The 14,368-nt window shown below is 71.8% G+C and carries 18 protein-coding genes, 1 pseudogene and 1 riboswitch; of the genes and pseudogenes, 10 read left to right on the top strand and 9 right to left on the bottom strand.

The features are described from left to right. Both N801_RS17075 and N801_RS17070 read right to left on the bottom strand, forming a co-directional pair. A partial coding sequence (locus N801_RS17075; RefSeq protein ID WP_156996869.1) for an AAA family ATPase occupies nucleotides 1-1,057 on the bottom strand: 1,057 nt, incomplete at its 3' end. Next, nucleotides 1,054-2,232, bottom strand: a complete 1,179-nt coding sequence (locus tag N801_RS17070; RefSeq protein WP_035940411.1) for an exonuclease SbcCD subunit D — start codon at nucleotides 2,230-2,232, stop codon at nucleotides 1,054-1,056. The genes N801_RS17070 and N801_RS17075, both read right to left, overlap by 4 nt. Nucleotides 2,233-2,373: 141 nt before the next feature. On the opposite strand from N801_RS17070, the gene N801_RS17065 reads away from it, so the two are divergent. Further along, entirely contained in the window at nucleotides 2,374-3,855 is a 1,482-nt protein-coding gene (locus N801_RS17065) for a glutamate-cysteine ligase family protein (protein ID WP_035940410.1), read from the top strand. A gap of 33 nt (nucleotides 3,856-3,888) precedes the next feature. On the opposite strand, the gene N801_RS17060 is transcribed toward N801_RS17065, so the two are convergent. Then, entirely contained in the window at nucleotides 3,889-4,494 is a 606-nt protein-coding gene (locus N801_RS17060) for a histidine phosphatase family protein (protein WP_035940416.1), read from the bottom strand. A gap of 26 nt (nucleotides 4,495-4,520) precedes the next feature. Here N801_RS17060 and N801_RS17055 point away from each other — a divergent pair, with 26 nt between their 5' ends. Genes N801_RS17055 through N801_RS17045 form a run of 3 tightly spaced genes read left to right on the top strand, consistent with a single transcriptional unit; the run spans nucleotide 4,521 to nucleotide 6,154 of the window. Further along, on the top strand, nucleotides 4,521-5,066 hold the full coding sequence (locus N801_RS17055) for a DUF1697 domain-containing protein (protein ID WP_035940408.1): 546 nt from the start codon (nucleotides 4,521-4,523) through the stop codon (nucleotides 5,064-5,066). After that, entirely contained in the window at nucleotides 5,063-5,527 is a 465-nt protein-coding gene (locus tag N801_RS17050) for an OsmC family protein (RefSeq protein WP_052113242.1), read from the top strand. The genes N801_RS17055 and N801_RS17050 overlap by 4 nt, the downstream gene beginning before the upstream one ends. Nucleotides 5,528-5,530: 3 nt before the next feature. Further along, nucleotides 5,531-6,154, top strand: coding sequence for an L-threonylcarbamoyladenylate synthase (locus N801_RS17045; protein WP_035940407.1), 624 nt, complete (start codon nucleotides 5,531-5,533; stop codon nucleotides 6,152-6,154). A 96-nt stretch (nucleotides 6,155-6,250) separates the two neighbouring features. On the opposite strand, the gene N801_RS17040 is transcribed toward N801_RS17045, so the two are convergent. The 3 genes from N801_RS17040 to N801_RS21630 all read right to left on the bottom strand — a co-directional run bounded on the left by N801_RS17040 (nucleotide 6,251) and on the right by N801_RS21630 (nucleotide 8,008). Then, nucleotides 6,251-7,063 carry a M57 family metalloprotease gene (locus N801_RS17040; RefSeq protein ID WP_035940406.1) on the bottom strand — a complete coding sequence of 271 codons (813 nt, stop codon included), beginning with the start codon at nucleotides 7,061-7,063 and terminating at the stop codon, nucleotides 6,251-6,253. Between the two features lie 205 nt (nucleotides 7,064-7,268). Further along, complete coding sequence (locus tag N801_RS17035) at nucleotides 7,269-7,826, bottom strand: nitroreductase family deazaflavin-dependent oxidoreductase (RefSeq protein ID WP_052113243.1); 558 nt, start codon at nucleotides 7,824-7,826, stop codon at nucleotides 7,269-7,271. Then, entirely contained in the window at nucleotides 7,823-8,008 is a 186-nt protein-coding gene (locus N801_RS21630) for a hypothetical protein (RefSeq protein WP_035940405.1), read from the bottom strand. Before N801_RS21630 ends, N801_RS17035 begins: the two co-directional genes overlap by 4 nt. On the opposite strand from N801_RS21630, the gene N801_RS17025 reads away from it, so the two are divergent. Continuing rightward, on the top strand, nucleotides 8,007-8,273 hold the full coding sequence (locus N801_RS17025; RefSeq protein WP_035940403.1) for a hypothetical protein: 267 nt from the start codon (nucleotides 8,007-8,009) through the stop codon (nucleotides 8,271-8,273). The genes N801_RS21630 and N801_RS17025 overlap by 2 nt on opposite strands. An 18-nt stretch (nucleotides 8,274-8,291) precedes the next feature. Here N801_RS17025 and N801_RS20405 read toward each other — a convergent pair whose 3' ends face one another. Continuing rightward, the gene (locus N801_RS20405; RefSeq protein WP_084109177.1) at nucleotides 8,292-10,382 is read right to left on the bottom strand and encodes a cytidylate kinase family protein; all 2,091 of its coding nucleotides are present in this window, start codon (nucleotides 10,380-10,382) and stop codon (nucleotides 8,292-8,294) included. 248 nt (nucleotides 10,383-10,630) lie between these two features. Here N801_RS20405 and N801_RS17015 point away from each other — a divergent pair, with 248 nt between their 5' ends. From N801_RS17015 to N801_RS17005, 3 genes are all read left to right on the top strand, one after another. After that, nucleotides 10,631-11,311, top strand: coding sequence for a hypothetical protein (locus N801_RS17015; protein WP_156996867.1), 681 nt, complete (start codon nucleotides 10,631-10,633; stop codon nucleotides 11,309-11,311). Between the two features lie 169 nt (nucleotides 11,312-11,480). Continuing rightward, nucleotides 11,481-11,834 (top strand): GNAT family N-acetyltransferase, encoded by a 354-nt coding sequence (locus tag N801_RS17010; RefSeq protein ID WP_084109172.1) that lies wholly within the window; start codon nucleotides 11,481-11,483, stop codon nucleotides 11,832-11,834. A 50-nt stretch (nucleotides 11,835-11,884) separates the two neighbouring features. Then, a riboswitch (guanidine-III (ykkC-III) riboswitch) is annotated at nucleotides 11,885-11,949 on the top strand. Nucleotides 11,950-11,961: 12 nt separating this feature from the next. Beyond that, nucleotides 11,962-12,276, top strand: coding sequence for a DMT family transporter (locus tag N801_RS17005; protein ID WP_035940399.1), 315 nt, complete (start codon nucleotides 11,962-11,964; stop codon nucleotides 12,274-12,276). Here N801_RS17005 and N801_RS17000 read toward each other — a convergent pair. Next, on the bottom strand, nucleotides 12,266-12,619 hold the full coding sequence (locus tag N801_RS17000) for a single-stranded DNA-binding protein (RefSeq protein WP_052113241.1): 354 nt from the start codon (nucleotides 12,617-12,619) through the stop codon (nucleotides 12,266-12,268). The two genes, N801_RS17005 and N801_RS17000, sit on opposite strands and share 11 nt — an antisense overlap. Nucleotides 12,620-12,826: 207 nt before the next feature. Then, nucleotides 12,827-12,958 carry a hypothetical protein gene (locus tag N801_RS21795; RefSeq protein ID WP_281175713.1) on the bottom strand — a complete coding sequence of 44 codons (132 nt, stop codon included), beginning with the start codon at nucleotides 12,956-12,958 and terminating at the stop codon, nucleotides 12,827-12,829. Between the two features lie 319 nt (nucleotides 12,959-13,277). Between N801_RS21795 and N801_RS16995 the strand changes: the two genes are divergently transcribed. Together N801_RS16995 and N801_RS21425 are read left to right on the top strand one after the other, a co-directional pair. Continuing rightward, nucleotides 13,278-14,024, top strand: a complete 747-nt coding sequence (locus N801_RS16995; RefSeq protein WP_035940397.1) for an SGNH/GDSL hydrolase family protein — start codon at nucleotides 13,278-13,280, stop codon at nucleotides 14,022-14,024. 97 nt (nucleotides 14,025-14,121) lie between these two features. Further along, nucleotides 14,122-14,368 (top strand): annotated as a pseudogene (locus tag N801_RS21425) (hypothetical protein); the annotation flags it as partial.

Raw genomic sequence — 14,368 nt, 5'->3', positions numbered from 1 at the left:
GCTCGCCCTCGGCGAGCTCCACGGCGGCGAGGGAGTCACGAGCGGCCCGGCCACGTTCGCGCAGGGTCGCCAGGGCGCGCCCGCGCTCGGCAGCCGCGGCGGCGGTCCGCTCGTGCGCGACGGCGATGTCGAGCGCGACCATCGCCTCGGACAGGTGCGCGTCGAGCGCCTCACCGAGGTCGTGGAGCCGTGTGCGGATGCCCTGGGGCGAGTGAGGATCGACGTCGGGGGAGTCGGGATCGACGGCAGGGGAGCCGGAATGGACCGCGGGAGAGCCCGGTTCGGCCACGAGGGGGTCCGGACCGGCCCCGGACACGGCCTCGGCCGCAGGGCCCGAGCCGACCTCCGGCCGGGCGAGGGCAGTGCCGTCGGCAGCGCTCCCCAACCCACTGGCGGCGACGACGTCGGCGAGCCGGGCGAGGCCGGTGTCGATGCCCCTGCGACGCGACTGCACCTCGGCCTCGCTCGCGCGTCGCTGCTCGACGAGCCACTCCTCGACGTCGGCGAAGCGCGAGATGTCGAACAGCTTCTCGAGCAGGTTGCGGCGGTCGTCGTCCTTGGCGGTGAGGAACGCGGCGAACTCGCCCTGCGGGAGCATCGCCACCCTGGCGAACTGCTCCTTGCCCATCCCGATGACGTCGTGGATGACCTCGGCGGCCTCGTCGTTGCGGGTGGACACGACCGTCCACTCACCCCGCCGCTGCTCGGCGAGGCTGACCGTCGCCGGCGCCTCGATCGTGCCGGTGCCGCGCTTCTTGGGGCGGGAGTGCGCGGGGGAGCGGCGCAGCCGGAACCGCCGCGTGCCGGAGGTGAACTCGAGCTCCACCGAGGGAGTGGCCGTGGGTGCGGCGTGGTCGCTGACGATGCCGCGCTTGTCACGCAGCCCGGGCACGTCGGCGAAGAGCGCGAAGCAGATGGCGTCGAGCAGGCTCGTCTTGCCCGCGCCGGTCGGGCCGTGGATGAGGAAGAGGCCGGCGGCGCTGAGGGTGTCGAAGTCGACCTGGACCTCGTCGGGGAACGGGCCGAACGCCGTGGCGGCGAGCCGGTGGATCCTCATGCCGCACCGGAGCGGCGCCCGGTCGCGGAGCCCTCACCCTCGGCGTGGGAGCGACCCAGCCGGGCCCCCTCGACGGCCTCGGCGAGGAGCTGCCGCTCCGCGTCGTCGGCACCGTGGCCGCCCCGGACGTGGGTGAGGAAGTCGCAGCACACGTCGAGGTCGGAGCGCTCGGTGAGCGACGCGGCATAGGCACTCATCGTCGTCACCGAGCCCGTGGGGGCGAAGCGCAGGTCGAGGGTGTGCGGGAAGCGCTCGCGCAGCCGCTCCATCGCGCCGAGCGGACGGAGGGGGTCGGTGAGCGTGACCTGGCACCAGGCCTGCTCGGCCGCCGCGTGCTCGCGCCCGGTGAGGAGCTCGTCGAGCGTGCCCCGGAGCAGGGCGAGCGGACGCTCGACCGGGGCGGCGACGAAGTGCACGGCGGGCGCCCCGTCGCCGGCGAGGTCGACGAGCCAGGACCCCTTGGTGTGCCGGGCCTCGCTGAACGACATCGCGACCGGGGAGCCGGAGTAGCGGACGCCCTCGGCCACCTCCTGACGGCCGTGCAGGTGCCCCAGCGCGGCGTAGTCGACGCCGTCGAAGACCGCGGGCGGCACCGCGGCGACGCCACCCACGGCGATGTCGCGCTCGGAGTCGCTCGTGGCACCACCGGTGACGAAGGCGTGCGCCATGACGACGGAGCGGCGGTGGGACCCCGTCGCCAGCGAGCCGCGCACGCGGTCCATGGCCGCGCGCAGCACCGAGGCGTGGGTGCGCTCCGTGGCGCCGAGCCGCCCCGCCGTCAGGGACGGCTCGAGGTAGGGGAGCGGGTGGACCGCGACGTCGCCGACGAGGACCGGCCGGCCGATGTCGTCGAGGCTGGTCCGGATGTGCAGCCCGGACCGCTCGAGGACACGAGAGGCGAAACCGAGCCGGATGGCGGAGTCGTGGTTGCCGCTGGACAGGACCACCGCGGCTCCGGCGTCGATGAGCCGCTCGACGACGTCGGAGAGCATCGCGACCGTGTCGGGGGCGGGCAGCGCGCGGTCGTAGACGTCACCCGAGACGAGCACCGCGTCGACCGACTCCGCGCGCACGACCTCGACGAGGTGGTCGAGGAAGGCCGACTGGGCCCCCTGCAGCCCGACCTGGTGGAAGGCCCGGCCCAGGTGCCAGTCGGAGGTGTGGATCATGCGCACGTCACCGAGGCTAGGTCGGGTCACCGACACCGCCCGTGACCGAAACGCGGATTCAACGGCGTTCCGCTCGCCCGCCGTGATCGGATGGTGATTGAGTGGGCCCTTCGAGCCACACAGTGACGAGAGTCGGAGGTGTTGGGCGTGGGTGCCGAGGTCAACGCACGGAGCTATACGCGTGAGGAGCGCCAGCGCTACCGGGAGAAGGTCCGCCAGAACCTCGACGTCTTCGAGCGCATGCTGAGCCAGCACTCCTTCGAGTTCGACCGCCCGCTCACCGGGCTCGAGATCGAGCTCAACCTCGTCAACGCCGACTTCGACCCGCACTTCGCCAACGCGGAGGTGCTCCGGGCGATCGCCGACCCGGGATACCAGACCGAGCTGGCGCAGTACAACATCGAGCTCAACGTTCCCCCGCGGCCGTTGCCCGGTGACTCCGCGCTCGAGCTCGAGCAGGACCTGCGCGAGTCGCTCAACGCCGCCGACGCGAAGGCCCGCGAGGTCGGCTCACGGCTCATCGCCATCGGGATCCTGCCGACGATCATGCCGGAGCACTACGAGGGTGAGTGGATCAGCGACAACAACCGCTACACCGCCCTCAACGACTCGATCTTCGTCGCCCGCGGCGAGGACATCTTCCTCGACATCACGGGGCCGCAGGGGGAGCGGGTCGCCACCTACTGCGACTCGATCGCGCCGGAGTCCGCGTGCACCAGCGTGCAGCTCCACCTCCAGGTCGCCCCGGCCGACTTCGCCGACCACTGGAACGCCGCGCAGGCGCTGTCCCCGGTCCAGGTCGCCCTCGCCGCGAACTCACCCTTCTTCTTCGGGCAGCGGCTGCACGCCGAGACCCGCATCGAGCTGTTCAAGCAGGCGACGGACACGCGGCCGATCGAGCTGAAGAACCAGGGAGTTCGACCCCGGGTCTTCTTCGGCGAGCGCTGGATCACCTCGATCTTCGACCTGTTCGAGGAGAACGTGCGCTACTTCCCGGCGCTGCTCGCGGAGACCACCGACGAGGACCCGATGGCCAGGCTCGCGGCGGGGGAGGCCCCCGACCTCGCCGAGCTGCGCCTGCACAACGGGACCGTCTACCGGTGGAACCGGCCGATCTACGACATCGTCAAGGGGCGGCCGCACCTGCGGGTCGAGAACCGTGTGCTGCCGGCCGGACCGTCGATCGTCGACACCCTCGCCAACGCCGCGTTCTACTACGGCGCGGTCCGCCGGCTCGCCACGACCGATCGCCCGGTGTGGACGAAGATGAGCTTCGCGGCGTGCGAGGAGAACTTCCACCGCGCCGCGCGGGACGGCATCGACGCCCGCCTGTACTGGCCGGGTTTCGGCGAGGTGGGGGTGGACGAGCTCGTGCTGCGCCACCTCCTGCCGCTCGCCCACGAGGGCCTCGAGGAGTGGGGCGTGTCGCAGGCGGTGCGCGAGCGCTTCCTCGGCGTCATCGAGGCCCGCTGCCAGGAGGGCGTCAACGGTGCCACGTGGCAGACGTCGGCGGTCAGGGCCTTCGAGTCACGCGGGTCCGACCGACGCACCGCCCTGCACCAGATGCTCGAGCTCTACGCCGAGCACATGAGCACCAACGAGCCGGTGCACACCTGGCCGCTGCCCTGACCACCCCGGCCGCCGAGGTGGCGGGGCGAGGTGTCAGGGCAGGCTGTTCCAGAGCCTGATCGCCGGCTGCTCCCGCTCGTGCTCGAGCACGCTCACCGAGCCCGCGTCGAGCAGGATCCGGGCGGCGAACCGGGGCTGCTCCCGCAGGAACACCGCGGCGAGGATGCGCAGCGCGTGCCCGTGGCCGAAGAGCAGCACGTCCCGCGTCGCGAGCACCGGCGCCGCGCGCAGCATGACCCGGGACGCCCGCGCCGCCACCTCCTCGACGGTCTCGCCCGGCGTGGCCCCCGGGGCCACACCGTGCTCGAACACCGTCCACTCGTAGCCGAGGTCCTCCCGGATCTCCTGGGTGGTCCGGCCCTCGTAGACGCCGTAGTCCCACTCGACGAGGTGGTCGTCGATCTCGGGGGAGTAGCCCGCGATCTCGGCGGTGCGTCGCGCACGCTGCATCGGCGAGGACAGCACCAGACCGAAGTCGTACCCGGTGAGCCGGGCGGGGAGGGTCGCCGCGTCCGCCTCCCCCTGCGGGGTCAGCGGGATGTCGGTGGTGCCGGTGTGCTGGCCGGACTCGCTCCACTCGGTCTTGCCGTGACGGACGAGGACGATGCGGCCTTCGGGGACAGCGGGTGCGCCGGTCATGTCGGCCACTCTGGCAGGATCCGGGTATGCCGCGCCACCTGGCCTTCCTGCGTGCCGTCAACCTCGGGCGCGTCCGCAAGGTGCCCATGGCCGAGCTGCGCGAGCGCCTCACCGGCGCCGGTTTCACGGACGTGGAGACGCACCTCCAGACGGGCAACATCGCCCTCACGTCGACGATGCGCTCGGGCACCAAGGTCGAGGCGGCGATCGAGGACCTGCTCTCCACCTGGTGCGGCTTCGAGGTGCCGACCATGGTCCGCTCGCCCCGGGAGCTGCACGACCTCGCCCGGCAGGTCGCGTCGATCCCACCCCTGCTCACGGCCGACGCGCGCCGCTACGTGGCGTTCGTCAAGAGCGAGCCGAGCCGGTCCGCGCGGGACGCGCTCACGGCATACGACGCAACCCCGGAGCGGGCACGCGTGGTGGGCCGGGACGTCCTGCTCGAGTACGACAGCGGCTTCCCGAACGCGAAGCTCGCCGGAGCGCGCCTCGAGAAGCTGGCCGGCAGCGCCGTCACCACCCGCGACCTCAAGGTCGTGCGAACCCTCGACGAGAGATGGAGCACCACATGAGCGAGACCACGTCCGCCCCCGAGGCCGAGACCGGCGGCACCGGGCCGGGGCACCGGTCCGTGACGATGACCCGCACCGCGCACGGTGAGTTCGACGTGACCAACGTGCGCGGCGGGACGATCCACCTCGGCACCGGCGAGAGCGACGACTTCACGCCCGTCGAGCTCCTGCTCACCGCCATCGCGGGCTGCAGCGCGGTCGACGTCGACTTCATCACGAGCCGCCGCGCCGAGCCGGTCGAGTTCACCGTCACCGGGTCCGGCGTCAAGATGCGGGACCCGGAGAAGGGCAACCACATGGAGGACCTCGAGGTGAGCTTCCGCGTGCGCTTCCCCGAGGGCGAGGCCGGCGACCGGGCCCGCGAGATGCTGCCGCGAGCCATCGCCCAGTCGCACGACCGCCTCTGCACCGTGTCGCGCACCGTCCTGCTCGGCACGCCCATCCACATGCGGGAGGACTGAGCCGTGGCCCGCTACCTCGACGTGCACCCCGACGACCCGCAGCCACGCTCCATCCGGCAGGCGGTCCAGACCCTGCGCGACGGCGGCCTCATCGCCTACCCGACGGACTCCGGCTACGCGCTGGGCGCCGCGCTCGGCAACCAGTCGGCCAAGGACCGGATCCGCGACATCCGCCGGCTCGACGACAAGCACCACTACACGCTGGTGTGCGCCGACTTCGCGCAGCTCGGCCACTTCGTCCACGTCGACAACGCCGTCTTCCGGGCGGTCAAGGCGTCGACGCCCGGGCCGTACACGTTCATCCTGCCCGCGACAGGCGAGGTGCCGCGCCGCGTCCTGCACCCGAAGAAGAAGACCGTCGGCGTGCGCATCCCCGAGAACGCCGTCGTGCAGGCCCTGCTCGCCGAGCTGGGCGAGCCGATGCTCACCTCGACGCTCATCCTGCCGGGGGAGAGCGAGCCGATGACCGACGGCTGGCAGGTCAAGGAGACCCTGGACCACGTCGTCGACGCGGTGATCGACTCGGGGGAGTGCGGCACCGAGCCGACGACGGTCGTCGACCTCTCCGGGGACGTCCCCGAGGTGCTCCGGGTCGGCGCCGGGGACCCGAGCCGCTTCGAGGCCTGACCGGTCACCCGGGGTGGAGACGCGTCACCCCCACCGGTGCCTGAGCCCCTGGACCGGTGGGGGTGACGTGAACTGCTCGGGAGGAGCGAGCAGTCCTCAGCTGCCGTAGAGCGCCCGCACTCCCACGCGGTCGGTCTCGGTCATGCTGAGGTCGGTGGAGGAGCCGTTGCACTGCGGGTAGTGCATGATCGACGCCCGGTCGTAGGCGGTCAGCGGACGCCAGTTGTTGTCCTCGAAGCAGGTGCCGGCCTCGGGGCGGGTGTGCTCGTGGCGGAAGCCCAGCGTGTGGCCGAGCTCGTGAGCCATGATGTTGGACGGGGTCCAGGAGCCGCTGCTGTAGAGCGACCTGGCGTTGACGAGGACGTTGCGGCCCGACTTCGGGGTGTTCGGGAAGAAGGCGCGCGCGATGTACTGGGTGGTCTTGGTCGGCTCGACCGAGAAGAGCACCGAGCTGTTGCGCGTCGTGCAGTTGCCGTCCTGGGCGGTGACGTGTGTGTAGTTGACCTTGCCCGTCGCGGCCTCCCACTGTCCGACACCAGCGGTCATCGCGGACACGACCCGGCTGTAGTCGGCGCCGAACTTCGTGCTCACGCAGTAGGTGAGGTTGAGGGCCTGGCTGGCCGACCACTTGGTGTCGACACCGTTGCTGGTGTTGACGATGAGGCCGTCCTCCATGCCGCCCTTCGGGGCGACCATGGAGTCGTAGAACTTGTGCAGGTCACCCTCGTGGCTCACCGGCTCGTCACCGTTGACGATGAAGGTGCGGTCGGCGTCCTGGAACGTCGAGGCCTTGAACTCGGAGTAGGTCGGGGTCTCGCCCTCGACGGCCGTGGCCTGGCCGGCGAAGAGGGCACCGCCGGTGAGGGCGGTGGCGGCGAGAACGGCGAAGGTGCGACTGGTCGTCGTCATGTGGTGCTCCTTGGCAGGGACAGCCGCGGTGAGCGGCCGTCCGCCACCGTACGAACCGCTCGGTCAGCGCTGGGTCCGGTCCCGGTCAAGAGTTGGTATGCCGGGTCAAGAGTTCTCCTGCCTCCTCCGGCCCCGAGCTGGCTGGAGTGGGCCGCTTCCCGGCTCGGGAGCCGGCCCTGGCCTCGCGAGCCGGGAACGATGAGGCTCAGGAGGTCACACCCGGCTCCCGAGCCGTTCCGGGCGGCTCGAGCACGAAGACCCGGACCCGCCGGCGGCCCCCGAGGCGGTGGCGGTAGCGGCCGTAGCCGGGGTAGAACGCCGCAGACCGGGCGAAGACCTCCTCGACCTCCGAGGGGGAGGCGGGGCGGGCGACGACGTCGCGCGACACGCCCCGGTAGCCGACGACGGCGCGGGGGTCGGCCTCGAGGTTGAGGACCCAGGCGGGGGTCGAGGGCTGCCCGAAGTTCGTGCCGATGAGGGCGAGCGTCCCGTCGTACGGCGTGGCGATGAGGTGGCTCGTGCGGGGAGCACCGGACCGTCGGCCGGTGGTCGTCACGGTGAGGACGGCGATCCCGGTGAACATGCTCGGGGCACTGTGGCGCCCACCCGTGAGACGACCGGCGACGGAGTCGGCGCGGCGCAGGGTGCGGGCGAGGACCCAGGCCCCGGCGCGGGTCCCGGCGAACCACCGGATGGCCCGGTGGACCGGGTTGCCCTCGCTGTGGGCATAGCCCAGATCGGCGGCGAGTCCCGCGCCGCTCACGGCGTCGCCGCGAGCCACCGTTGGACGACCCACGCGTGCGTGCCGACTGGTCGCATCCGCGTGAACCCGAGGTCCTCGAAGCCGATGCACCAGCAGCCCCCGAAGATGCCGTTGTTGCGCTCGACGAGGTCGGCGAAACCGTCCCAGGTCTCTGGTCCGAGTGCTGTCACGGAGTAGGCCATGTCCGTCTCCTCGAGGTCCGAAGGCCCATGCTGCCGCAGGACGACGACGCAGGGGAGAAGAACGAGGTTCGTCCTCACGACGCTGAACGTCCGGTTGCTCCCGGACGGGCACGTCGCCGCCAAGGCCTATGGGCGTCCCGTGGCCGGTGGGCGCGGCGGCTACACGTCCTTCCGCGTGCCGGACCGGCCGGAGCTGATGAGGCTCATCGACGCCGCTGCCACCCGCGCCAGCGCGCTGTGGGCCGGCCACCGTGGACCGGCCTGAGGTGGGGGAGAGGCCGGGTCAGCCGCCCTCGGGGGACGGCGGAGTCGTCTCCGGGTACTTGCTGCGGTAGAACCCGACGATCGTGTCGACGACCTGCTCGTAGGGCACGGTCCCGGTGTTGATGACGAGGTCGTAGTACTCGTCGGTGTGCGGGTCCCACTGGTAGAGGATGCGCGACATCTCCGCGCGGACCCGGTCCTCCACGGCGATCCTCGACTCCGCCTCGGACTCGCTGAGGCCGGTCTTGGAGCGGACCCGCGCGATGCGCGTGTCGAGCGGCGCCGTCAACCTCACGTGGAGGGAGCCGACGGCCCGTCCGAGCACGATGGCTCCGTTGCGCCCGGCGATCACCGCGCCGTCCCGGGCGAGCGAGAGCAGCTCGTCGCGGTTCTGCTGGGCGAGGGAGTGGTCCTCGGCGATGTCCAGCGCCCGCGCCATGTCGGCGTCCTGGGTCCCTCCGTAGGACACCGTGCGCAGCCAGCGCGCGAAGGCGTTGTCGGAGAACAGGGCCTGCGTGTCCACCTGCGCGACCTGGTCCGAGGTGAACTTCTGCGGGACGTACCTGACTCCCAGCCGCTCGGCCACCGCGGGACCGATCTCGGTGGCTCCTGAGCCCTCGCGCTCGAAGATCGTGACGACCGGCAGCGTCCCCCGGTCACGGGGCCGCAGGAGCAGGTCCCGGGCGTCACCCCGCTCGTCGACGACGACTCGGGCGGCCTCGACGCCGTGGGCCGTGCTCACGGCGCCGCTCGAGCGACGGGCGTTGAGCTCACGCACGATCATCCGGTGGTCGTCGACGGTGAGGTGGTAGCCGACCATCACCACGGTGGCGGCCACCGCCAGGGCTGCGGGCAGCAGGCCGGTGGCCAGACGGATGCCCTCCTGGGCCGTCGCGTCCTGGGCCTCGGCGCGCGGGACGTATCCGTACGCACCGATGAGAGCCGCGCCGGCCCAGCCCCCGATGCCCTGTCCGGTCTTGCGGATGAAGGACAGGATCGAGTACGAGCCCCCCTCGGACCGGACGCCGGTCTTCCACTCGCCGTAGTCGACCGTGTCCGCCTGCATCGAGAACATCAGCGCGTTGGTCCCACCCGTCCCGGCACCGAAGAGGAACCACGCCACGACGGCGGTGGGCAGGCTGCCCTCGGGCACGAGGTAGATGAGGACGAACGCCAGGATCGCGACGAGCGCGGCCGCGATGTACCCGTTGCGCTTGCCGAACCGCGAGGTGACTCCCGGGACCATCGAGGCGACGGCGACGGTGCCGACGGCCTGGGCGAGCGCCAGGAACGTGTACCAGCCGGCGTTGCCCAGCACGTAGCGGGCGTAGTACAGGCCGACGGCGTTCATCGTGAAGATGGCGGCGAGGAGGAAGAAGGCCGCGAGGCACAGCACGATGAGCGGCCGGTTGTGGCGGATCATGCGCACGGTGCGCCCGAGCGAGATCTTCGTCGCGCTGCGGGCCACGACCTCCCTGCTGTTCCTGAAGCAGATGAGGTGCAGGGCGACGGCGACCAGCCCGAGCGCGGCGGTGGTCAGCGTGAACTGGAGTCGCACGTGGTCGCCGGTGGTGTCCTGGAACTGTGGTGCGATGACGGCGGAGAGGACCACCCCGGTGAGCGAGCTGGCGACCGAGCGCGCCCCCGACAGCTTCGACCGGTCGACGGAGTCCTGCGTCATCGCCGAGGACAGGGACCCGTAGGGAATGTTGACGAACGAGTAGGCGAGCTGGAAGAGGGCGTCGAACAGGAAGATCCAGGCGACGGTGAGTGTGGGGCTCAGGCCGGCGGGTGCGCTGAACAGGAGGACGAAGACGATGGCGAGGGGCGTGCTGCCGAAGAGCAGCCAGGGACGCAGGCGGCCCCACCGGGTGTCGAACCGGTCGACCGTCTGTCCCGCGACGAGGTCTGCGACGCCGGCCCAGATCTTGGTGACCCCGTAGATCGTGCCGGCGACGCCTGCGGAGATGCCGGCGATGTCCGTCATGTACACCATGAGGAACATCGAGGTCATCATGAACGAGAGGTTGTTGGCGACGTCGCCCAGCGCGTACGAGAACACCTGCCGACCCGACAGCGTGCCGCGGGCCGTGCCGGACGTGGCGGTCATCGTCGCCTCCTCGGGCCGTCGTCGTCCCTGCATGCCCATCCTGCCGCTCGCCGGGCCTGCTGTCTCCGGGTCAGGCCAACGCCGTCCTGTCCCGTCGTGGACGGGACAGGGGAGGCGTCTCCCGGCCCCACGCCGTGCTGGATTGACATAATGTTGATTATCGGCGTTGTGGCGAGGGGGCAGGTGGCCGAGCGGCGTGAGTACGCACACCGATGCGCACCGCCCCGTTCGGGGCCGATCATCGTGGCATGACGACAGCTGCAGCGCAGGCGCCACACCCGGTGGCAGTGCTCAGGCCGCGGCGGTGGTGGGTCCGCGCACTGGCCGTCGCCGTGCTGGTCTGCTGGGCGGTGTTCGGGTTTCTCGCGATCGGCTTCCTCACCATCGCGTCGCCGGCACTCGGCTGGCTCTGGGCCACGCTGGCCTACCTGCCAGGAGTCGCGGCCGCAGTGGCACTGTTCGGGATCCGCCGCCGCCGGGACATGGCACTCGTGGCGGTCGTCGCCTCGGCGCTGCTGGGTGGGTTCACCTTCCTGAGCGCCCCACCCGACCATGCCCGGATCGAACGGGCGGGCAACCGGGCTCTCGCGCACCTGGCTGGGGCACGCGTGGTGGATCACCACGAGCGCGGGAACACGTGGTGCTTCAAGGGCTGCCCGGAGGTCACCTTCTCGATCGACAGCGACCTGCCTCCCGCAGCAGCAGCCGCCGCGGTGGCTGACTCGCTGGAGGAAGCCGGATGGCACGGTGGCCCGGTCCGCATGACGGGGTACCGCACCGGCTCCGAGTACACGCCCCTGGCGCACGAGCAGTGGTGGCGCGGCCGTTGGGACGCCACGGTGACGGTGCTGTCGCCGGCCTCACGCCGGCTCTCCGAAGGCGCCGACTCGAAGGCCCTCACCCGGGTCGAGGTCGAGTTCTCGGGCTGAGAGGCGTCGAACCTGCCCCGCCTCCCCCATCCACGCGCTTCGCGGGGTCTACGCTCGAATCGTGGAGGTCGGTCGAGTTGCCCGAACGCGGGGTGAGTTCCACTGCGCCGCAGTGCTGTTCGCAGATTTCAATCGCGAGTACGACGGCCCGGTTCCTGAGACCGGGTGGATGGCCGAGCACCTCGCCGGACTCGTCGCGGCAGGCGACACGAGCGTCCTGATCGCAGGCGACCCCGCCGTCGGCCTGGCGATCCTGCGTTTCCGGACGGCGACCTGGGCGGCCGAGACGGAGGCGTACCTCGCCGAGCTGTACGTCGCCCCGGCGCACCGCGGCCGAGGCATCGGCCGTGCCTTCCTCACCGACGTCCTCGAGCACGCCCGACGGCGAGGTGCGACCTTCATCGACCTCAACACCTCCGAGGACGACGAGGCGGCGCGCCACCTCTACGAGTCGTTCGGTTTCGACTGCCACGAGGGCCGCGGCGAGGGACCGCTGGCCGTCTACTACGAGCGGGCCCTGTGACCCCGAGCCGACGGACTTGCCCCCCACTCCCCCACGTGACAGCCTCGACGACAGAGCCTGAACCGGGCTCCCGGACGATGGGCGCCGTACCCGGAACGCGACAAGACGGCCCGCAGGAGCGCTCGTCATGTCATGGGTCGTCCTCGTCCTCTCCGGTGTGCTGGAAGCCGTCTGGGCCACCGCCCTCGGCAGGTCCGAAGGCTTCACCCGCCTCGCGCCGTCCGTCACCTTCGGGCTCGCACTGCTCCTCAGCATGGGTGGCCTGGCCTATGCCATGCGTGAGCTCCCCGTCGGAACCGCCTATGCCGTGTGGGTCGGCATCGGTGCCGTCCTGACCGTCCTGTGGGCGATGGCCACCGGTGAGGAACCGGCCTCGGTCGTGCGGCTCCTCCTCGTCGGCCTCATCATCGCGGGCGTCGTCGGCCTCAAGCTCACCCACTGACGCGGCGGCGCGACACCCTGCTCACCTCGACCTCGTAGCGACTCGCCGCTCCCCCGGCCGTCCGGAAGAAGCGGCGTCGCAGGGCACCGGTGACGTGGACCGTGTCACCGTCGGCCAGCCTGAGCGCCGCCCGACGGGACGGCGCCGACCAGCACGCGAGGTCGATGGTGTCGACGGGTCCCCCTGCCGGGCGCGGCACGACGAGTCGCAGCGTGACGAGGTCGTCACCACTGGGGAGCACGCGGGCCTCCGGTGAGCCACTGACCCGCCCGACCAGCTCCACCGTGTTGGTCGGCTCGGGGGCCGGCACCCCGCGGTCCGCCGCCCGCACTCGCGTCGTCATGTCCGTCCCCTTCCGCCGTCGGCAGATCCGACGTCCGCGCCTTCAGGATGGGACGGGCGGCAGTCCCCACGCCACCGGCGACGCCATCCCTGTGGACAGCGCCGATGCGCGCGACTCCCTGTGGACGACGACTCCGACACCACGGGTCGGAGCTCCCCCGGACATGGAGGGGCCCCGGGACCCTGAAGGTCCCGGGGCCGCCTTGTCTCAGCTGGTGCCGCTGCAGAAGGACTTGCCTGCGCACATCCGCGGCGGCTCGGCCTGAGCGCCCTGGGCGCCGATGATGCCGACGGCTGCCATGACTGCGAGGCCAACGAGGTAACGACGGGTCGTGCGCATGGATGTCTCCTTTGACATGGTCCACCCGGTACTCGTGCGCACCAGGTGTGTGAACCATCCCCACTATGAGTGCGGTTCGCGTGGGATTCTTCCCGCCGAACAACCTAGCCGCCACCAGCCGATCGCGCTCGGCGAGCCGAACGGGGCCGTGACCCCACGACCCCGGCCCCGGCGTTCTGTGACGGGACGGCATACGTCACGCCGCCCTGGACCCACGACCCGGCGGCTGCCATGAGCGTCGCGTCGTGCGATGGGGGCGTCCCGACCGGACAGGACGCGCCTCCCGGCTCCCGCCGGGGAGCGTGGGACACTCCAGCCCATGAACGACCGCCTCAAGAACGGCGCACTGGCGGGTCTGCTGGTCCTGACCCTCGTGCTCGTCGGTTTCTCCCTGCGCACGCCGGCGATGCAGTCCGTGGGTACCGCGGACGGGTCGGCCTCCAGCACCGGTGGCGCCACCCCCACGCCCTCGCCGACGCCGACGCGCCCCCGCGGGCCGGTGGTGTTCCTCGGTGACTCCGTCACCGAGGGGACGTCGGCGTCCAACCCTGCCAAGCGCTGGACGGCCCTCGTCGCGGCCGAGCTGGGGCAGACGGAGGTCAACCTCGGCCACGCCCGCACCGGCTACCTGCGCCGGGGCCCGGAGGGTTCCTGCGGGTCCGAGCCGTGCCCCAGCTTCGCGCAGTCGGTGGCCGACGTCGTGGCCGCGAAGCCGTCGACCGTGGTCGTCACCGGCGGCGGCAACGACACCGGGCTCCCGGCCGGCGAGGTCTCCGCAGCCGTGTCGACGACGCTGACGTCCCTGCGCAAGGCCCTGCCGGACGCCCGGATCTACGTCGTCAACCCGTGGTGGGACCTTCGGGAGGTCCCCGACTCCCTGGCGTCGCTGACAGCGTCCGTCCAGGCCGCAGCCAAGGCCGCCGGCGTCGTGGCGCTCGACACCAAGCAGCCGCTCGTGGGCCAGCCCGACCTCATGGTCCCGGGCGGCACCAACCCCAACGACGCCGGTCACGCGGCCCTCGCGAAGGCGGTCGCCGCAGCGATCGGACAGCAGTCGAACGCCTGACAGGGTCCTGAGGGCTCCTCTACGCTGGGTCCAGGACAGCCGGGGAACACCCCGGCGACGCAGGGGGCCCCCGGGCGCCCGGAGAGTGGACTCAGACATGCAGCGGATTCGCCCCTCGCGGATCGCGGCCGGACTCGCCGCGTCCGTGGTCGCCGTTGCGCTGACGGTCGGTTCCGCGGCGGCCGAGCCGAGCGAAGCGTCCCCGCCGAGCGAAGCGTCCCCGACGAGCGTCCTCGAGCCGACCCCGGACCCCACGCCCGAACCGACGACGCCGGACCCCGAACCGACGACGCCGGACCCCACGCCGCCCCCGTCGACGACCCCGCCCCCCACCACTCCTCCCC

Origin of the sequence: Knoellia aerolata DSM 18566 (genome assembly GCF_000768695.1) — a bacterium.
GTDB lineage: Bacteria > Actinomycetota > Actinomycetes > Actinomycetales > Dermatophilaceae > Knoellia > Knoellia aerolata.
The sequence above is the reverse complement of the archived record's forward strand: the minus strand, read 5'-3'. Positions and strand labels throughout refer to the sequence as shown.